The sequence below is a fragment of the Spirosoma sp. genome (assembly GCF_026391055.1).
Lineage (GTDB): Bacteria > Bacteroidota > Bacteroidia > Cytophagales > Spirosomataceae > Spirosoma.
On the sequence record NZ_JAPLET010000024.1, the window covers coordinates 227,797 to 246,775 of the forward strand.

At 50.4% G+C, this 18,979-nt stretch carries 15 protein-coding genes; 6 read left to right on the plus strand and 9 right to left on the minus strand.

Features of this window, described 5'->3' with window-relative positions; genetic code table 11:
- Nucleotides 1–133: 133 nt before the first annotated feature.
- The 4 genes from NT073_RS21365 (at nucleotide 134) to NT073_RS21380 (ending at nucleotide 7,502) form a co-directional block, all read left to right on the plus strand.
- Nucleotides 134–3,814 carry a PAS domain S-box protein gene (locus NT073_RS21365; RefSeq protein ID WP_297377496.1) on the plus strand — a complete coding sequence of 1,227 codons (3,681 nt, stop codon included), beginning with the start codon at nucleotides 134–136 and terminating at the stop codon, nucleotides 3,812–3,814.
- A gap of 232 nt (nucleotides 3,815–4,046) precedes the next feature.
- Nucleotides 4,047–4,376: a helix-turn-helix transcriptional regulator gene (locus NT073_RS21370; RefSeq protein WP_297377498.1), complete on the plus strand. Its 330-nt coding sequence runs from the start codon at nucleotides 4,047–4,049 to the stop codon at nucleotides 4,374–4,376.
- 3 nt (nucleotides 4,377–4,379) lie between these two features.
- A complete protein-coding gene (locus NT073_RS21375) occupies nucleotides 4,380–7,094 on the plus strand; it encodes an ABC transporter permease (protein WP_297377500.1) in 2,715 nt (904 codons plus the stop codon).
- Nucleotides 7,095–7,142: 48 nt separating this feature from the next.
- Nucleotides 7,143–7,502, plus strand: a complete 360-nt coding sequence (locus tag NT073_RS21380) for a hypothetical protein (protein WP_297377502.1) — start codon at nucleotides 7,143–7,145, stop codon at nucleotides 7,500–7,502.
- 1 nt (nucleotide 7,503) lies between these two features.
- Here the strand turns inward: NT073_RS21380 and NT073_RS21385 are convergent, their stop codons facing one another.
- From NT073_RS21385 to namA, 4 genes are all read right to left on the minus strand, one after another.
- Entirely contained in the window at nucleotides 7,504–10,776 is a 3,273-nt protein-coding gene (locus NT073_RS21385; RefSeq protein ID WP_297377504.1) for a CotH kinase family protein, read from the minus strand.
- Nucleotides 10,777–11,002: 226 nt separating this feature from the next.
- Nucleotides 11,003–11,536, minus strand: coding sequence for a collagen-like protein (locus NT073_RS21390; protein WP_297377506.1), 534 nt, complete (start codon nucleotides 11,534–11,536; stop codon nucleotides 11,003–11,005).
- Between the two features lie 231 nt (nucleotides 11,537–11,767).
- A complete protein-coding gene (locus tag NT073_RS21395; RefSeq protein ID WP_297377507.1) occupies nucleotides 11,768–12,622 on the minus strand; it encodes a neutral zinc metallopeptidase in 855 nt (284 codons plus the stop codon).
- A gap of 96 nt (nucleotides 12,623–12,718) precedes the next feature.
- Nucleotides 12,719–13,789: an NADPH dehydrogenase NamA gene (gene namA / locus NT073_RS21400; protein WP_297377509.1), complete on the minus strand. Its 1,071-nt coding sequence runs from the start codon at nucleotides 13,787–13,789 to the stop codon at nucleotides 12,719–12,721.
- Nucleotides 13,790–13,870: 81 nt separating this feature from the next.
- Between namA and NT073_RS21405 the strand changes: the two genes are divergently transcribed.
- The gene (locus tag NT073_RS21405; protein ID WP_297377510.1) at nucleotides 13,871–14,128 is read left to right on the plus strand and encodes a DUF6582 domain-containing protein; all 258 of its coding nucleotides are present in this window, start codon (nucleotides 13,871–13,873) and stop codon (nucleotides 14,126–14,128) included.
- A 140-nt stretch (nucleotides 14,129–14,268) separates the two neighbouring features.
- Here the strand turns inward: NT073_RS21405 and NT073_RS21410 are convergent, their stop codons facing one another.
- Nucleotides 14,269–14,553: a microtubule-associated protein 1A gene (locus tag NT073_RS21410; protein ID WP_012927852.1), complete on the minus strand. Its 285-nt coding sequence runs from the start codon at nucleotides 14,551–14,553 to the stop codon at nucleotides 14,269–14,271.
- 140 nt (nucleotides 14,554–14,693) lie between these two features.
- The gene (locus NT073_RS21415; protein ID WP_297377512.1) at nucleotides 14,694–15,749 is read right to left on the minus strand and encodes an SDR family oxidoreductase; all 1,056 of its coding nucleotides are present in this window, start codon (nucleotides 15,747–15,749) and stop codon (nucleotides 14,694–14,696) included.
- Nucleotides 15,750–15,877: 128 nt separating this feature from the next.
- Between NT073_RS21415 and NT073_RS21420 the strand changes: the two genes are divergently transcribed.
- Nucleotides 15,878–16,645 (plus strand): cupin domain-containing protein, encoded by a 768-nt coding sequence (locus tag NT073_RS21420; protein WP_297377514.1) that lies wholly within the window; start codon nucleotides 15,878–15,880, stop codon nucleotides 16,643–16,645.
- Nucleotides 16,646–16,717: 72 nt separating this feature from the next.
- Here NT073_RS21420 and NT073_RS21425 read toward each other — a convergent pair whose 3' ends face one another.
- The 3 genes from NT073_RS21425 to NT073_RS21435 all read right to left on the minus strand — a co-directional run bounded on the left by NT073_RS21425 (nucleotide 16,718) and on the right by NT073_RS21435 (nucleotide 18,966).
- On the minus strand, nucleotides 16,718–17,629 hold the full coding sequence (locus NT073_RS21425; protein WP_297377516.1) for an alpha/beta hydrolase: 912 nt from the start codon (nucleotides 17,627–17,629) through the stop codon (nucleotides 16,718–16,720).
- Nucleotides 17,630–17,716: 87 nt separating this feature from the next.
- Nucleotides 17,717–18,172, minus strand: a complete 456-nt coding sequence (locus tag NT073_RS21430) for a nuclear transport factor 2 family protein (protein WP_297377518.1) — start codon at nucleotides 18,170–18,172, stop codon at nucleotides 17,717–17,719.
- A 101-nt stretch (nucleotides 18,173–18,273) separates the two neighbouring features.
- Complete coding sequence (locus NT073_RS21435) at nucleotides 18,274–18,966, minus strand: YMGG-like glycine zipper-containing protein (RefSeq protein ID WP_297377520.1); 693 nt, start codon at nucleotides 18,964–18,966, stop codon at nucleotides 18,274–18,276.
- Nucleotides 18,967–18,979: the final 13 nt, after the last annotated feature.

Consider the following 18,979-nt stretch of genomic DNA (forward strand, 5'->3'; position numbering starts at 1 on the left):
ACAACAGTTACGGAACTAATACTGAGTAGTATAGCTGAAAAACGTTATCAGGATTCGTTTTCATGAATGAGGAAGATGAACATTTTTCGTAAATTTAAAGAGTCTGACGACATATCAACCCACTGACGTACCCATGCGCTGGTCTGCCAAAACCAAAGATGAACTGGTAGCCGAAATTCAACGGCTACAGCACGAACGAAACGAAGTAGCCGTAACCGATGCGCTACCCGCCTTTGATGTTCGCCAAACGGTTGACCAACTTAATCTGGTTGGCTTAACCATCGAACGCGACGGAACGCTGAGCTATGCTAACCCGTATACCTACCGCGTAACCGCATGGCAACCGGAGCACATCATCGGCCAGAATTTTTTCGACATTTTTATCCCCCCCGCCGAACGCGCCAAACTCGAAGCCGAATTTGAAGACGCCCTCACTAAAGGTGGCTTTCCCGAGCAGAAAGAAATTACGCTGCTGGCTCGTTCAGGTGCTTTGCGCAATGTACAAGTCAACTCATTCATAATCAATGGTGCGGATGGCCACGTATCCTCATTCACCCTGATTGGTGAAGATGTAACGAACAAACGACGGGTTGCCTCTGCCCTGTCTAACACCAATGCCCAATTACAGGACCTGGTCGATAATACGTCCGACCTGATTCAGCTGCTGACGCTGGACGGTAAGTTCATCTTCGTGAATCGGGCCTGGCGCGAAGCACTAGGCTATAATTCTGACGAAATATCGGCCTTAAACCTGCGCGACGTTCTTCATCCCGATTATGCCGACAGCACCCTCGGGCTACTCAAACGAATTCAGGAAGGCGATAAACTGCCGTATGTAGAAACGGTCTTTCGGACAAAAAGTGGTAAAACCCTCTTCCTGTCGGGAAGCGTCAACTGCCGGTTCGACAACGGACGGCCAACGGCTTTCCGGTGTATACTGCACGATACGACAGGCAAAATACGGGCGGAGAAATCGCAGAAGCTGTATTACAGCATTGCCAACTGGACTATCAATACGCCCAACCTCGGCGAGTTTTATCACAAAATTCATGAAGAGCTAGGGAACATCATTGATGCCCGTAACTTTTTCATTGCCTTGTACGACTCCAGCAAAACGTACCTGTCGTTTCCGTACTACGTTGACGAGTACTTTGGGGGCAACATGCGGTTTACGAAGCGTAAACTGGGAAATGGCCTGATTGAATACACCATTCTGGCCAATAAGCCTTTATTCCTCTACGAAAAGGATATCCGTAAACTGGCCGACCAGCACCAGGTGGACCTGTATGGCCAGCTTCAGCCACAGGTTATGCTAACGGCCCCGCTCCGGATCGGCGAAGAAATCACGGGCATCATCGGCGTGAAATCGTACGACGACGCGCAAACCTACGGCCCCCGCGATCTCGAATTACTCGAATTCATATCGGGGCAGGTGGCACTAGCGATTGCCCGAAAACAGTCGGAAGCTCGGCTCGACAAACAGAATGCCCGCCTGAATGCCATCTTCGACAGCAGTACCTATTTGATCTGGTCGGTTAATAAAGCGTTGAAATTGACGTCGTTCAATAAAAACTATGCCCGGCTCATTGAGTATCAGTTAAATGAATCACCGTCCATTCAGGCTAGTGCCCCCGACCTGGGCTGGCGAATGATTGGAGCGGATAATCGCAAAAATCTGGAAGACCGCTACCGGCAGGCATTCCGGGGCTTCGCCCAGAACTTTGAGCTGTTCTTCGAAACGCCCAAAGGCGAGACCTACCTCGAATTTCACCTCAACCCGATTTTGCTGGCGGGGGGCGTCATTGACGAAGTCTCCGGTATCGCCCGCGACATTACAAACCGCAAACGGGCAGAAATTGCTACCCGGCAAAGTGAAGAGAAATTCCGGGGTATTTTCGAGAATTTGCAGGATATATACGCCCGCGTAGACCGTAAAGGGCGTATAACCATGATTAGCCCGTCGGTATTCAAACGCATGGGCTATACGCCGGACGAAGTGCTGGGGCAGGAAATCACCCGGTTTTTCATCGACGAGAACGACATTCGGCACGCCATGTTCAAACTCGGCCGCAACCGCAGCCTCCGGAATTTCGAAGCCAGTATGCGCCGGAAAGATGGTAGCGAGCGGCAGTTTATGTTCAACATGCTCATGCTGAACGAAGGACCCGGCAGTGACTCCGTGGTAGCCGTACTGGCCCGCGACATCACCGAACTGAAACGGCAGTCGGCCGAGTTGGTAAAAGCTAAAAATGAAGCCGAACGGTCATTGAAGGTGAAAGAGCAGTTTCTGGCTAACATGAGCCACGAAATCCGGACACCCATGAATGGGGTTATCGGCATGATTGATCTGCTCAACGACACCAAACTGGACGAAGAGCAACGTAGTTACGTCAAAACGGTAAAACGCTCGTCGGAGACACTGCTGAATATCCTGAACGATATTCTGGACTTGTCGAAAATTGAAGCGGGGAAAATGGTACTCCACGAAGCGCCGGTGGCCTTCAAAGAGATTTTCGAGAAACTTATCGCGCTATTCGGCCAGCAGGCTAATTCGAAGAACAATGAACTAACGTATCATCTCGGTTCCGACCTGCCCACCTTCGTTATTGCCGACCAAACGCGGCTGCTACAGGTACTATCGAATTTAACCTCCAACGCGATCAAATTTACGGAAAATGGCTCCATCCGGGTGGAGGCTTCCCTGATTAGCAAACGGGGCAAATTCAACCGGATACGCATTGAGGTAAAAGATTCGGGGATTGGTATTTCGCAGCAAAACATCAACCTGCTGTTCAATTCGTTCAGTCAGGTCGACACTTCATCGCGGAAATCGTTTGGCGGCACGGGCCTGGGCCTCGCCATTTCCAAAGAACTGGCCAGCCTGATGAAAGGTGACATCGGCGTCGACTCAACCGTAGGCATGGGCAGCACTTTCTGGTTCACCATCGAGCTAAAGGAAACCAGCATCAGCCCCACCCAGCAAACGACAGAAGTAGCTGAAATAGCCCTTGCCAATTTCTTCAGCACCTACCACCCCAACGTGTTGCTGGTTGACGACAACGCCGTAAACCGCAAAGTTGCCAGCGAAATTCTGCGCAAAGCTGGCTGCGTCGTCACAACGGCCGACAGCGGACCGGCAGCCATCGGCGAGGTGGAAAAACGGGTAAAAGATGCACAGCCGGGCTTTGATGTTATTTTCATGGATATTCAGATGCCCGATATGGACGGGGTGGAAACTACCCGCAACCTGCGCAAGCAGTTTGGTAACAAGCTGCCAACCATTGTTGCCATGACGGCCTACTCGATGCGCGAGGACCGCGAGCGGTTTATCAGTCAGGGGCTGGACGATTACATTGCCAAACCCATTCGTGCCCAGAGTCTTATTGCCAAAGTGAAGGAACTGACCGACGCTAATCAGGCCCGACAGCAGTCGGAAACACCCAAAGCATCGAAACCGGCTCCCTCCCCGCCGGTAGACCCTAAATTGCCGGTTATTGACGAAGACATTGTCGGGCAGCTTCGGGATATTGGCGGGCAGGACCTCGTTGACAGCATCATGGAGGAGTTCGTAACAGAAGCCAATGATCTGGTTACGGGGGCGCTTTCGGCCTACGATCTTGGGGATATTCCAACGGTAAAGAGTCATCTGCACACGCTAAAGGGCAGTGCCGGAACAATTGGCGTGGCCCGCGTAGCCGAAATTTCCCGTACTGCCGAAGGTAAGCTCAAAGTGAATGATACCAGTGGATTAGCCGACGCACTTCAGGCGCTGAAACTGGCGTTCGAAGAGTTTCTGACCACCTGGAAGAAGTAAATAACGACCATATCAAATTACCAAAGCCCGTGTCTGCACGGGCTTTTTTGTGGTTATGCTGCCCTGTCCAGAAACGTACTTTCCTGTCCGTTTCTGGACATTTTCCCCCTATCAATCTACCAAGAATAAGCCTATAAGCCCGTTGAAAGAACTTTTTTCAACTTGGCAAGGCATTTGTTTAGCAAATAGCAAGGAAATAAAGACGGCCAGATTTCCGGCAATGCAACCCATTATGACAAGAGCCTATTTAGGTGAATTTGAAGAGCTGGTACTGCTCACAGTAGCAGTACTGGAAGGGCAGGCCTATGGAGTTACCGTTGCGACCGAACTGAAGCAACGTACTAACCGAACTATTAGCCTGAGTGGCGTTCATATTGCGCTGTACCGGCTTGAGGAAAAAGGATTCGTACTATCCGAATTGGGGGGCGCCACAACCGCTCGTGGCGGACGTCGGAAGCGGTTCTTTATAGTAACAGCCCAGGGAAAGCAAACCCTCAGCGAGATACGGGATGTACGCAATCAACTTTGGGACTCTATTCCGACTACTCCTTCTCTAACGTAGCGTATGAAAAACTCCCCACCCGTCTGGGCCGACCGCTTGTTTACCTGGCTTTGCCCGCCCCATTTGCGTGAAGAACTCCTTGGCGACCTGCACGAGCAATTTGCCGAACAGGTTGAGCAGGTTGGCGAGCGAAAGGCCCGCCAGTTCTATATACTGGAAGTAATCCGGTTCTTCCGACCTTATTTTCTGAAAAGACGAGTCACAAGTCCCCTGAACACCGGGCCTGTTTATACAAAAACCAGCTATAAAAACGCTGCATCGAGTGCGTATCCTCAACCTTCTTTACTACAACCGGCTATGCTGAGTAATTACATTAAAATCGCGTTTCGTAACCTCTGGAAAAGCAAAGGCTACGCAACTATTAACGTGGTTGGCCTTTCGGTCGCTTTCTGCGTCTGTACGTTTTTATTCCTGACGGCTTACTTCCAGCTTAGTTACGATTCCTTTCACGCAGATGGCGACCGTATTTTTCAGGTTTATCTGTTCTCGAATGACCCCGATAAGGCAAGTGCTTCGTCTACAGTTCCCTTGCCCCTTACCCCGGCCCTGAAAGCCGATTTCCCGGAAATTGAAGCAGCCACCCGTCTGATGAATGGCAGCAATGTGGTAGCCTACAAAGGGAAATACTTCGATAAACAGATCATGTTTACCGACCCGGACTTCCTTCGATTATTTTCCTTTCCGCTGATTCAGGGCAACAAGGCAACGGCACTCAACGACCGAAGCAACATTGTTATCAGCCAGCAAATGGCGAAAGCCGTATTTGGTACCGAAGATCCAATGGGCAAACGTCTGCTCCTGGGGCCCGACGGCAGTCAGAAAGAATTTCTCGTTACCGGGATTCTGGGGGACTTCCCGAACAATTCATCTATTCAATACGATGCGTTTGTTCAAATAACCAACGCCGGTAATTACCAGACAGACAAGGACAAATGGGACGCGATGTCTCACATCACGTTTGTAAAATTGGCCCCCAACGTCGACCGGGCAACCGTTGAAAGCCGGTTGAAACCCTTTGCCGCGAAGTACTTCCAGAGCACCATTGACAACTTAAAAAAGAAGGGTGCCAAGCCTGACGAGCGGGGCGATTTGTTTGCAGTACGGTTACAAACGCTGGCCGATATACACTTCGACAGGGAGTTGGGCGGTGGCACCGGCACCCCCATTGCGCTGGTGTATGCGCTGATGGGTATCGGATTTTTTATCCTGCTGATTGCCTGCATCAACTTCATCAACCTGAGTGTTGCGCGGTCGTTCACCCGCGCGAAAGAGGTAGGTGTTCGAAAATCGCTCGGGGCGCTCAAAAATCAACTGTTCATCCAGATATGGGGCGAGGCCACACTCATTTGCTTTACCGGTTTTTTGGCTGGTCTGGTACTTACTTACCTGTTGTTACCCGCTTTTAATACTACTTTTCAAAGCAAGCTAACGCTGGAATACATCAGGCAGCCCAAACAGATTGCCCTCATGCTGGGAGTTTTTGCACTGGTCACGCTCATAGCGGGTGGATACCCGGCCTGGCAAATGACGAAGTTCAACGCAGTCGACGTACTGAAAGGTAAAATCACGATGAAACGGCCGGGCTTTCTCCGCAACTCGCTTATCGTTACACAGTTTGCCCTGTCGACCCTGTTAATCTGCTGCACGATCATTGCCATTCAGCAGGTGAGCCACATGCGTCAGCAGCCGCTGGGCTTTCATAAAGAGCAGGTGATCAGCATACCCGTGGGTAATAAAGCCGACGGCCAGCAGGTGCTCAAACGAATGCGAAACACGCTGGCAAACGACCCCACTATTATTTCAATAACCGGAACTGGAGTGAATCTGGGTCTGGGTAAGGACAGAAGTACATCAAGGTCTGTCATGGGCTTTACCTACAAGGATCGGGACATCTCAACCGATTGGCTGCAAATTGATTACGACTACCTCAAGACTCTTGATATTAAGCTGTTGGCGGGCCGCGAGTTCAACCCGGCCTACCCATCCGATTCGCTGGACCGGGTGGTCATTACTGAAAGTATGGCCAAAATGATTGGCGAGAAAAACCCCGTTGGCCGGTACTTCCAGACCGACAGCGCAGGGGTGAAATACCAGATCATCGGGTTAGTCCCTGATTTTCATCTGTACTCGTCCAAGAGCGAGCGAAAGCCAATCACCATGTACCTGGCTCATTCGCAGCCCATCAGTTACATCTTCGTTCGTGTGGCACCGCAACGTCTGGCAGGGGCTATGGATAAACTCAAAGCGGTCTGGAAAGAGGTCGCTCCCCGGTCGGAGTTCATTGGCTCCTTTCTCGATGAGAACACAAATGCCTGGTATAAGGATGAAGAAAAGCTCTCGCAATTATTTACACTCGCTTCGGGCATTGCTATTCTTTTGTCCTGCCTGGGCCTGTTTGCCGTGGCGTTGATGGTGATTGAGCAACGTACCAAAGAGATCGGCGTCCGCAAAGTGCTGGGTGCCAGCATTCCGAATATTGTCTTTATCCTGTCGCAGGATTTTGTACGGCTGGTTGTACTGGCCATCGTCATTGCCACACCACCAGCCTGGTTTTTCATGCAGAAATGGTTGGACTCCTATTCGTATCGTATTGAAATAAGTGTCTGGGTTTTCATTCTGGTGGGCCTAGCTGCTATTTTTATCGCTCTGGTTACGGTCAGTTTCCACAGCATAAAAGCGGCTTTAATGAATCCGGTAAAGAGTTTACGAACGGAATAACAAACGTACCCAACTAACTACTAAGCTCTTCTAAGCCATTTGTCAATTATGAAATTCATCTTAATCACCTTGCTGCTTTGTCTCAGCTTGTTGGCGATGGCCCAGAAGCCAGCCTTTTCGAGTCTGCAAACGCGGATTAGCGACAATGAGAAAACCCTCTCTATCCAGATCAACGGCCAGAGAAACAGCCGAAAAATCCACGTTAACGAATCGTTCGATGTAGAAAATATGAGCAGTCTCCGAAAAGAACTCATAAAATACCGGGTCTTTTCAAATCAGGGTTTAGGTATTCCTTTTCAGGAAGTGCCGGGGCTGATCGCTGTTTGTCTGGGCTCTTTTTCGCTGTTTATAACCGTATTGATTTTGTGGTATCGGTCTGGACAAAGCGCCCCTAGGAGGGTAGTGTAGCCTAGGGCGTACCCAGCATCAGGGCTGAGGTTGGTGTGGCGTATTCAAGACGGGCATTGGTCTCAAACTGAACTCGTTTCGCTACTGCATTGCTTATAGTTACTGAAACAACATGCCCCGCGCGGATCAACACATCATCGCAAACCGTTGGTACCCGGCCACAACTCCAGATAGCCACCGCGTTCCAATTACCCGACGCCAGGCTCGCGCAACTACCCCGACTAATAACGATGTCATCCAGTTGGAGTTGATCCCGTGCGCCTGAAGTACCCACGCCCGTCCAGTAGTACTGCCAGAGTAACTGAATATACGGCTTGTTGAGCAACGTTGCCGGCAAATCTACCGGGCCAATAACCTGACTATGGCCTGCACTGGCATTGCGAACATACTCTACGGGGTTGTTGGACGCATCGAGCAGGTCACTAAACGAGCCACTGTCGCCGATCCTGTACCGCAATCGAATCCGGTACTGGCGGGGGTTGGGCGTTACCGTTCCACCGGTCCATTTCACCGACGCCTGAGTCAGTTCCGTTGTTCGCAAAGCCAGTAGGGCACCTCCTACGGCACTGGCGGCAAAACCGGGATTGCTCCCACCTGTATTAATAAACGCGATTCCGGCATCGCCCAGCCCATTGATACGAGTACCGCTGGTAAGGTTGTATGCCCCTTTAACCGTATCGGCAATAGTAGCGGTTAAGGTCGGATCGGCCTGATTCATCACCACCAGTTGCATGTTGGACGGATAGGTTCCGGCCGGAGCCGTGGCCGACCAGCCGTCCAAACTATAGCTACAGGCAAGCAAGTTGAACGAAGGCGGGTTAGAATTGAAGCTATCGTCCAGCTCAAAAACGGCTACCAACGTACGGTCCGACGTAGGGTTGTAGCTATAAGCGGTATCGGTAGAGACAACAGTGCTTCCCTCCTGCCAGGCTTGAAATTTAAAGCCGGTTTTTGCTTTAGCCACCACCCGAATGGGATTTCCCTGGAAATAGGTACCAGTCCAGGGGTACGGGCTGGCTGCTATTCCCAGGGTTATAGGCAGGATATCAATAGTATTGACTTTAACGTATCCCTGAGCCATGTTCGACACATTAACCGTCAGGTTTCGGTTGGTCGTTAAGCCAAATTTGTTTCGAATATGTTCACGGACATAAGCAGGGCGTTCCTCGACAAAGCTTTTTATTCTGCTAACATTAATTAACCATTCGCTATAGGTATTGCTGGAAGGCCAGCGGTTAAAGTGCTCCTGCATATTCGGCTGATATTCGTCTTTGAAGGACGTTAACAGAGCAGTCGTTCGGGAGGGCAGGAAAGTAGTGTTGAGCAGATCGGCGAAGCGGTTGATGAAATAGCCTTTAAATTCCGGAATGTCGAGCAGCCGCCGGAAAAACAGGGTAAACTCGTTGTTGTCAGTAGCCCGGTAAAGCGTAGGGTTGGTAACGTCATTGACCAACCCAAGGCCATAGTCCATATCCTTGATCATCCATCGCCAGCGTCCGTCCTGCCCACGGGGGGCATTCGGCACATATTGGCTGGTTCGTTTGCGCCAGGAAAGCTGGTTGTTCTGCGGCCAGTCGCTATTTCCCGAATACACTTCGGCGATTTGGTAATCAGCTAAATTGTCAATATCAATCTGTGTTTTGGCGTATGTGTAATCGATAGAGGCATTCTGTTCGAAGTAGCTTTTTAGCTCATTGTACTTAACCAGATCGCCTTCGTCGGCAGAGTAGCCGTCGCGTATATCGACAATATCCACACTGTCGGGATCAACGGCGAAGTTCCGGTTAACGTAATACTTATCATACCGTTCATTAAGGATATGTACTCCCCAATATTCACCATTAAGGAATAAAACGCTGGGGCGGCTCGATTGGGTTTCGACGTTCAAATGGCGCACCATTGTTTGCATATACGAGTCGATCATCAACGAATAAGCCCAGTCATTGCCGCTGTTTCGAAGCAGCAACCGGTTATAAAACACCGAAGAGGGCCGATTTGAGAAGAACCGATAATTGAAATCTGTGTCGCTATACAGCCGCAAACTTTTTCGGGGAAACGCCCGCGAGCAACCACCATGTATGCGTAGCCCGATTGGCTGATTAATGATTGACGCGTTATTCAGGAAAAACTCTGCGTTGCCAGGCCGCTCCCATGTGTCACCTTCCATTGTATAATTTGAAACTGTACAAAATTCGGCGGGACCACCGGGGTACGTTGACCGCCAATTATCAAATACGGCACCAGCTGTGTATATGCCTGTATTGTAATCGAAGAGGTGTTTTTCGTTTAACGTGATGGACACGACTGGCAACGAATAGCGACTCGTTGACGGAGTGACGAAATAGGTTTGCGTCACAATGTCGCTGGCAATCGAATTAGCTTTGTACGCAACTGCCCGTACAACGGTACCCTTGAAAACCGGTGTCGTAGGGAAATAGCCGGGAGAAAAATTAAATGTAGACGATTTCACGGAAAGGCTGTTCGCACTGCTGGTTCGATCAGCAATGGGAATGTCTCCCGAATACGTATACGTTTTAAACGACCCGGCTAACATAGGCCCAAAAGGCTGACCGGCTTGATCGGGATAACTGTTTTTATAAGGAAACGAAACAGCATTGGGATTCGTCGGGTCGGGGTCCGACCCATCCAGCGTGTAATAAATGGTAACAGTAGGGTCGGCCGATGTAATCGACAGCGTAAAGTCGGTGCTGTAGAAACCGCCAGTTCTTGAAAAAACAGGCGTAGTCACAAACCCTTCGTAACCTGTTTTCCCGTCGTTGGTTGTTCCGGGGCTTACGTTTGTACCCTGAAAATAACGCCAGTTAGCACTCCCATCGGGCTGACGCCCTCTTGATATATCTGTACGTTGCGGCCCAAAACTCAGCGTGTCGACCTTCGTAACACCATCGGGAAGGTACAAACCGATTTGTTCGCCCTCGGCTCCCAGCTTAAAACTTACGTGCAGAGGGCCACGGCTGACCTCGCCACTAGCCCAGATCAGCAGATACCCATTAGCTGGAATAACGGTTTGGGGCGAGCCGGTGGGTAGTTTAAACTTGGTAGGAGCCTTAATGTTGTCGGTAAGGTAATAACCCCCAATATCGACGGGCGCATATGTTGGGTTGTACAATTCAATCCAGTCTTCGTAGGCACCTGTGTGATCAGCCAGTGTGCGACTATTGGAGGCCATCAATTCATTGATGTAAATCTGCTGACCGTAACTTGATAAACTTATTTTTAAGAATAGGATGAGGATAGAAATTTTGTTTTTCATACTAATTAACTAGACAAGTGTAGAGAGAGTGCCAAGCGCCTGTACCACACAAATAATGTGCCTGAACAAAGAGGCAAAGATACTTAAAGCATATTCATTTATACATAAATAATTATCTATTTAGAAAGCTAAAAAGAAACTATAAGTTACAAAATTCGTAAAGTCAGGTATTTGTAGCCTGACTTTACGAATTTTGTAACTAGCAATAGTTACTTCTCATCCTCGGTTAGTCGGGAATATTAAAAGCCTTTTTAACAGACGCATAATCGCTGTAATCAATGGCAGCCACACGTCCGCTTACACTCACGGCACCCGGAATAATAACGTACCTGAATTGTTGAGTAGTTAGCGGATAGGATGCCCTAAGTTCAATGCGTCCCACATAAATGCGTTGATGTACCGTAAAGGTCGTACTGCCAAATGTCTCGGCGTAAGGCAGGCTAAGGATACGGCCACCTTCGTTCCAGTATACCCGAACATCTGCCTTATCCAGCACAGCCTGTGTGATCGGGGTTGCCGTTATGTTAGCTGTAAATAAACTTCCACTTCCCGTAAACGTAGTGGAAATCCAGGGCGAATATTGTACGTTAGCCGTTCCGGTCGGTCCTGCTGGTCCAGCAGGACCGGCTGGACCAGCAGGACCGGTTGCGCCCGTATCGCCTTTAGGACCCGGATCACCGGCTTTGGGCTGACAGCGTTGAAATAAACCTGAAGAAAGGATTAAAAAAGCGACGACGAGTAGAGTTTGTACCTGTTTCATGACCGGTTATGATTGATCGTTAGTGGTTATTTTCGGTACTGCGAATGTCGAGAAGTACGCAGTATAAGCAATCTAAACGCGGTCAAATCAGGTACTAATACGCTTACTATCAGGAGCAGTACGCATTATCATGAACCGATAAATCAGTAGTGCCTTATTTTTAGGACAGTTCAATAAAAAAAGCCCGACTCTCGCAAGTCGGGCTTTCTCAAAAAGTAAGCTAAGCCTACTTTACAGATTTGAATCTTCGCGGCTATTGAAGGTGTCTCCCTGCTTTAGGTCGCCGGTTTTTAATCCTTTCGAAAACCAGTATACCCGTTGAGCAGACGTCCCGTGCGTAAAAGCATCGGGCACAACCGTTCCACGCGTTTCCTGCTGAATCCGGTCGTCGCCAATGGCATTGGCTGCGGTAAGCGCACTTTCTACGTCGTTCTTGTCAATAGAAATACTTTGTCCCTGCGCATGATTGGCCCAGACACCGGCAAAAAAGTCAGCCTGTAATTCGAGTCGAACCGATACCTTATTGTATTCTTTTTCGCTCAACTGACTTCGCAGGGCATCTACTTTATCCATAATACCCAGTTGCTTTTGTATGTGATGACCCACCTCGTGAGCAATAACATACGCCATGGCAAACTCACCCGGCGCATTGAAGCGCTCCCGGAGTTCGTCGTAGAAAGACAGGTCGATATACAGTTTCTGATCGGCCGGGCAGTAGAATGGCCCCGATGCCTGCGATGCCGTTCCGCATCCCGACGGGGTAACCTGTCGGAACATAACCAGGGTTGGGGCTGGGTACCGCTCGCCCTGATCGGCAAATATCTTTGTCCAGACATCTTCTGTACTGGCCAGTGTTTTTCGGGTAAACGAAGCGGCACCATCGTCGGCCTGCGGGCCTGCGGGGGCCGATGATGCAGCGGGTTCTGACGAACGTTGGTTCAGAATTTCCGACGGATCGCCACCCAGCAACATGACAATAACAGCAATGACAACCGAACCAATGCCACCACCTACGAGTAATCCGCCACCACCGCTTCCCCGGCGATCGTCGACGTTGTCACTTTCACGTCCTCCTAACCAACGCATAATTTCTTCTAGTTAATTAACTGGTGAATGTATAGTTTAACTTCTGCTGGCAAGATTACTGTTTCCAGCCCTAAAATGTTTTGCCACCGTGCTCATTCAGCGGGGTTTCGCACGTTCGTACTGTACCGGCCACGGTAGATCTTCGCCTAACTCATTAGCCGCATGAAGCGGGAAATGCGGATCGCGCAAGAATTCACGCGCCAGCAAAATCAAATCGGCCTGCTCATTCGCCAGGATAGCCTCAGCCTGTGCAGCATTCGTAATCAAACCTACGGCGGCCGTTTTCAAGCCTGCCTGTTGTTTAATCTGCTCAGAAAATGCTACCTGATAGCCGGGACTCAGCGGTATTCGGGCATGAGCCACATTGCCTCCCGTTGAGCAGTCGATTACGTCTACGCCTTTGCCTTTGAGAACACCCGCCAGCCGCACCGAATCGTCAATTGCCCAGCCACCTTCCGTCCAGTCCGTAGCCGATATACGTACGAACAGCGGCAACGTTGACGGCCACACTGCTTGGACGCGTTCAATCACCTCGAGTAACAACCGGATGCGATTCTCGAACGAACCACCGTAAGCATCGGTGCGGTGGTTACTCAACGGCGACAGAAACTGGTGGAGCAAATACCCATGAGCCGCGTGTATTTCGATCACCTGAAAGCCTGCTTCCAGCGAGCGCTGAGCCGCCAGCGCAAAGTCGGCACGTACCTTTTCGAGGCCTTCATCGGTTAATGCTAACGGTTCTGGACTGCCTTCACTGAATGGAATGGCGCTGGGAGCCACCGTTTGCCAGCCGGTTGCCTCGGTATGCGCAATGGCTTTCCCTCCGTCCCAGGGCCGCTGCGTGCTGGCCTTCCGTCCGGCATGAGCCAGTTGAATACCTGCCACAGATCCCTGCTGCTGAATAAACTGAGTAATTCGCTTTAAGCCGTCCCTGTGTTCATCTTTCCAGATGCCAAGGTCATTGGGCGATATGCGCCCTTCCGGCGATATAGCAGCAGCTTCGGTAATAATGAGCGCGGCTCCACCAACGGCCCGGCTGCCCAAGTGTACCAGATGCCAGTCCGTTGCAAAGCCGTCTTCGCTGGAATACTGACACATGGGCGACACTACGATACGATTTTTGAGCTGGATACTACGGATGGTAAGCGGTGAAAAAAGAACAGACATATTGGTAAATAGAGACGTGTTTTTTAATAAAACATTCAATTCTAAAAACGGTTAATTTAATCCAACAAAACCGCAATAGATATGGCAGCCGATTCAAAAATTGACCCTCGGGAGGACGTTAACCCCAATGAAGGTGAACGCAAATATGGTGATGTTGATTTTGCCGACCGCACCAACAAAAAGTACCCGATAGATACGCCAGAACACGTTAGAGCAGCCTGGAGTTATATAAACCACAAGGACAACGCGGCCAAATATGATGCCGATGAAGTAGCTACTATAAAAGATCGGATCAGGAAAGCCGCAAAAAAGTTCGAGGTGACGATTGACGAGTCTTAGTCATCGTCTTATACAGGCAGTCTGTTGTAATTGGTTAATTGTTACTGACTGTTAGTTAATACTTTAATTAGCAACCAATTACCAACACAAAGGCCCGATTTTTACAAGTCGGGCCTTTGTGTTGGTAATTTCCAGAGAATCTAGATCTTCTCCTTTACAACTTTCACATCTTTCTTGGCGCGGTCTTTAATCAGTTCGCCTTCCTTTTTCACCCGATCCTTCCGGGCGGCTTTCAGGGCATCTTTATCACCAGTCATCTTGGCGGCTTTACGCTCAGCTTTATTCACTTCCAGAGCGGCTTTATCGCCAGCTACTTCAGCTTTTGCTTCAACAACATCCGCTTTTTTCTTCATCTTACTGTCCTGAGCCTGCACGGCGGTCATGGTTAGCGCAACAGCAGCAAGGGCGAAAAGTACTTTTTTCATAGCGTTTTTGGGCCGTAGCCCGTTAGTGAGTGATTAGTCAACAACCCTGCCGGACCATTTCCTAACAGTTTTGTAAGTACTAAACATCCAATCGCTCATCTTGTTCAGCGCGCCCTCAAAACTTCTAGCGGGCGCATAGCTCAGCGGTCGAACTCGTTGTTTCGCTCGGCAGCCTGATCGGTGAGGGTTGTTAAAAAGGACTCAGAAAGGGCCGTTTCGCTTTCTTTGCCTTTCGCCCGCTGCTCACCGATTCCACCAGGATCGGGCAACATCGTATTGACAACTGCCATCGTCTCGGCCATCAGATTCGGGGCTACGCCCTGAAGAACGGCCCCAACTTTAGCGGACAGGGTAATGGTTCGTTCAGCTTCGCCATACCGGCAGGCCTCAATAATATCACGAGCCGCGTTGGTCGAATCAATGGTAAAGAATGGCATGGAGTCACTTATCTTGAAGGCTGCATACTCTTTCTCATTCTGTCCTTTAAAAATGGCATTTCGCGGGCTACCGGTACGCATAAGACCGGGCACGACGGTAGTCACGTAAATACCTTTGTTGAGCAACTCCGCCCGTAACCCTTCCGAATAGCCGACCATGGCAAACTTACTCGTTGAATAAGGCAGCAGGTGAGGAACGGCCAGCTTTCCGCCAATCGAGGTTATGTTCACAATGCGGCCTGCCATGCCTGCGGGGCTGTTAGTAGTACTCCGCACCAGCATTTGAGGTAGTACGGCATTAATCATGTGGAACGAGGCCCAGAAATGCGTATCCATCGCCAGCCGGAAATCATCTTCGGTAGCGTGTTCGTAGGGTGTCACAATGATAGTTCCGGCATTATTGATGAGCACATCGACCGGGCCAAGCGCCTGCCTAACGTTTTCAGCCGCATGCTCGATCTGCATTTTATCCGTAACGTCGCACACCAGCGTGTACACCGAAACGCCGGATTGTTCCAGTTCCGCTTTTGCACGGTCGAGTTCGTCGGCATCGCGGGCCAACAGGGCGATGTTCGCGCCTTCCTTTACCAGCAGCCGGGCGAGTTCGAGACCGAGGCCACGGGAACCACCGGTGATCAGCACTGTTTTTCCACGAAAGTCAATTTTACGTTTCTGGCCCAGAGCCGCTTTAACGGCCGTCCATGCACCTATACCGGCAATACCCCAGAGCAGGGCTTTTGTTGGAAGTGACACATTCATAGTTTCTTCATATCGTTGAATTACCATAACTACCGTGCAGCCGGAAGGTTATCGGGTAACGAGCAGCCGGGTGTCAAGAGTAATCTACAGTCGTTGTCTACTTTGTCAAACAGAACCCTGTCTACCTCATGAAACTAGTCTTCACTTTTCTTATCGCCTTGGGTTTATCCATTAAACCGGACCCTACGCAGCCCATTGTTTCCAAAACTTACGTCTGGGCTCAGGCACCCGTAACCCGTAAAACAGCCTCCGACCAACGGGCTATTCTAGAGGGTACCTCAACCGATTTTAGTCACATCGAAATTCACGCGACTACGCTCCAACCCCATCAGACTCCACATCCAGCGCACAAACACGATGAAGAAGAACTCATCATTATTAAAGAAGGCAAACTAACCGTTACGATTGCGGGGAAGACAAAGACCCTCGGCGCTGGAAGTATAGCCCTGATGATGCCCGGCGACGAACATGGCTTCGACAACCGGAGCGACGCACCCGCTGCGTATTACGTCATGCGCTATGCAGCCAAGGAACCGGCGGATGCTGAACGGGGCAAAAAGGCAGGGGGCTCGTTCTGGATCGACTGGAACGACGTAGCCTTTCAAGCGCACGATAAAGGCGGCATCCGGCGCATGTTCGACCGGGCTACGGCCATGTCAAAACGATTCGAGATGCACGTCACGACCCTTAACCAGGGCTTGTGGAGCCATCCACCCCATACCCACCGGGCGGCAGAAATTCTATTGATGGTCGAAAATTCGGCGCAGGAAAACATTGACGGCAAACTGCATCCAGCCACCACCGGCGACCTTATCTTTCTGGAATCCAACGTGCCTCACGCGATTCAGAATACTGGTAACAAACCCTGTACCTACTTTGCTTTTCAATTTGAGTGATATGGTGTATTGCCTAGGTTGCTGTCGTGTCGGGTTCTCAAACCCGACACGACAGCAACCTAGGCAATACATTCATTTACCAGCGCCTACAAATGCCAGTAACTCCCGGTAAATGAGGTTGTGCTGCCAGAACAACTGCGTCACCATAGCGACGTGTTTCTTCCCCGGCAATACCTCATAGTCATGTTTTACGTTATGTTCTTTCAGGCGTTCGAGGAAACGTTGGGAACTGCTCGTAATGCTCGGGTAGGTACGACCGCCAGTATACAGTAGCATAGGCGGTGTAGCATCGCTGACAAAATACATGGGTGACACACTACGCCAGACAGCCGGGTCTTTTCCGTAAGGAATCAGGTATTGTTCATCATTCGGATACTCCAGTTTGGTGAGGTAATCCAACATATCCAGCCCGGCGGGATCATCTAGAATGGCCCCCTTCACAGGATTTTTGGCTATACCCAGCTTGGTAAATAACCGACTGTCGGTAGCCAGCAGGGCGGCCAGTCCCGCCCCCGCCGAGTGGCCCATCACGAAAATACGGTCAGGGTCTCCACCATATTCGGCGATGTGCTGCGTAGTCCAGCGTACAGCCTCCGCACAATCGTCGGCCATAGCAGGTACCAGCACAGCGGGCGAGAGCCGGTAGTTGATAATCACCGCCACAACACCCTGTTTCGCCAGTCGACGCCCTATAAACGCGTACAGATTTTTGCTGCCGCTATTCCAGCTCCCCCCATGAATGAACATGACTACCGGCATTCTGCCCGCAGATGTTGTTTTTCGGGGCGTGTACACGTCCAGCAAATGCCGCTCTGCATCGGTTTCAGAAGCATTCGTTGATACATAAGGGATATTTTTTATGCGCCGACTAGGTCGGGCAGCAGCATATTCGTTGACAAACAGGAAAAGGACGACGACAAAGAAAAGTCCAGTTGGGATTTGCCAGAGCAGGCGAAAAATGAACATATTAAAAAGCCTCGGCATGGAGGTGTCAGGTAGTGTCGGTGCAAACATACAGCCTTATTCACATTGACCTACGCCAGCCTAACCACATCCACGCCTGTAATAGTTTTAATTTTTAGCCTGTACGGGCAAATCCTCTAATTGTGCATAGCTGAGCTTCCAGTTTCCATCGTCTCCTTTTTTCCAGAGGAGCATAAAGTTTCCCTCGCCAAAGGCACGAGGCTGGTCAGGCAAGTTAGTTAGCACATCGACGGCGAAGGTACCTGCCTCATAGGCGGTGCGCGTATCGGAAGCCGAGCTGATCACGTTCGTTTTCAGGTTCGCCAGCGTAGGTAAGGTAGCCTGAACCCATTTCTGACTCACCTCCGACTTACCCTTATAATGGACATTTCCCTGAAGAAAATCCACGTCATCGGCCATGAGTGACGTTATTTTATCCGCGTTTTTATTATTCCAGGCGTCAATAAACTGCCGGTTAAGATCCTGCACGTTAACGGTATCGCCCGATTGTGAACAAGCCGTCAACAACACGGAAGCGATGAGCATTCCAAGAAAAGATTTCATAAACGTATGATTTAAAATGGTGAGAAAACAGGGTATTGCCGTTCCGGCGAGACGTCGTTAAGTGTCTCACCGGAACAAGCTAAAACCTAAACATAAATTGATTACCAGCTTTTGCGCCTGTACTCCGAGGTTCCGTAAGGGGCGGAAGGGTCACCGTAGGTTTCGTTTTCAAGGAAATTGGCGTTCATCATGTACGCTGGTGTGGTTGGATTGGCGGCCAGCATAGCTACCGGCTGAACGGCTTTCGGATTCGTTCCTTTTGCCGGGGCAGAAGCCACCATGGGCTTGCTGTCGGCGACTCCGGCATGTCCGGTCGCTCTGTCAGCCGCTCTTCGTTCGGCAGCGGCACGCTCCTCGGCTGCTGCCCGGTTAGCGGCAGCGACACGAGCCGCTTCTTTATTCTTGTTGTCTTTAATTTTACCGATGGCATACCCGGCGGCTCCACCCGCGACGCCACCAATAACACCACCCACAACCCGGTTTCGTTTATTGATAACAGCGCCGGCCGCGCCACCTACCCCGGCACCGATCGCCGTACCTTTTGCCTGCGGGCTCCACCGCTTTTTACCGTTCTTACCAATTACATACCCACCGGCACCACCGGCAAGTCCGCCGATAACACCGCCTACGGCGCGATTTCGTTTGTTGATAATAGCGCCTGCGGCTGCCCCAACACCAGTGCCAATAGCGGCACCTTTGGTTTGCGGGGCTAGGCCCTGTGCTTTCGTTTCCATCGATTGGCCAAGGATACCAACGAGTATCAGAGCAATGGCCGTATGTTGAATCGTTCTCATAGCGTCATTTTTT

Bases quoted from the DNA above. Each gene is read 5' to 3' on its own strand.
- NT073_RS21365 (WP_297377496.1), top strand. From the start codon at position 134: ATGCGCTGGTCTGCCAAAACCAAAGATGAACTGGTAGCCGAAATTCAA.
- NT073_RS21370 (WP_297377498.1), top strand. From the start codon at position 4,047: ATGACAAGAGCCTATTTAGGTGAATTTGAAGAGCTGGTACTGCTCACA.
- NT073_RS21375 (WP_297377500.1), top strand. From the start codon at position 4,380: ATGAAAAACTCCCCACCCGTCTGGGCCGACCGCTTGTTTACCTGGCTT.
- NT073_RS21380 (WP_297377502.1), top strand. From the start codon at position 7,143: ATGAAATTCATCTTAATCACCTTGCTGCTTTGTCTCAGCTTGTTGGCG.
- NT073_RS21385 (WP_297377504.1), bottom strand. From the start codon at position 10,776: ATGAAAAACAAAATTTCTATCCTCATCCTATTCTTAAAAATAAGTTTA.
- NT073_RS21390 (WP_297377506.1), bottom strand. From the start codon at position 11,536: ATGAAACAGGTACAAACTCTACTCGTCGTCGCTTTTTTAATCCTTTCT.
- NT073_RS21395 (WP_297377507.1), bottom strand. From the start codon at position 12,622: ATGCGTTGGTTAGGAGGACGTGAAAGTGACAACGTCGACGATCGCCGG.
- namA (WP_297377509.1), bottom strand. From the start codon at position 13,789: ATGTCTGTTCTTTTTTCACCGCTTACCATCCGTAGTATCCAGCTCAAA.
- NT073_RS21405 (WP_297377510.1), top strand. From the start codon at position 13,871: ATGGCAGCCGATTCAAAAATTGACCCTCGGGAGGACGTTAACCCCAAT.
- NT073_RS21410 (WP_012927852.1), bottom strand. From the start codon at position 14,553: ATGAAAAAAGTACTTTTCGCCCTTGCTGCTGTTGCGCTAACCATGACC.
- NT073_RS21415 (WP_297377512.1), bottom strand. From the start codon at position 15,749: ATGAATGTGTCACTTCCAACAAAAGCCCTGCTCTGGGGTATTGCCGGT.
- NT073_RS21420 (WP_297377514.1), top strand. From the start codon at position 15,878: ATGAAACTAGTCTTCACTTTTCTTATCGCCTTGGGTTTATCCATTAAA.
- NT073_RS21425 (WP_297377516.1), bottom strand. From the start codon at position 17,629: ATGCCGAGGCTTTTTAATATGTTCATTTTTCGCCTGCTCTGGCAAATC.
- NT073_RS21430 (WP_297377518.1), bottom strand. From the start codon at position 18,172: ATGAAATCTTTTCTTGGAATGCTCATCGCTTCCGTGTTGTTGACGGCT.
- NT073_RS21435 (WP_297377520.1), bottom strand. From the start codon at position 18,966: ATGAGAACGATTCAACATACGGCCATTGCTCTGATACTCGTTGGTATC.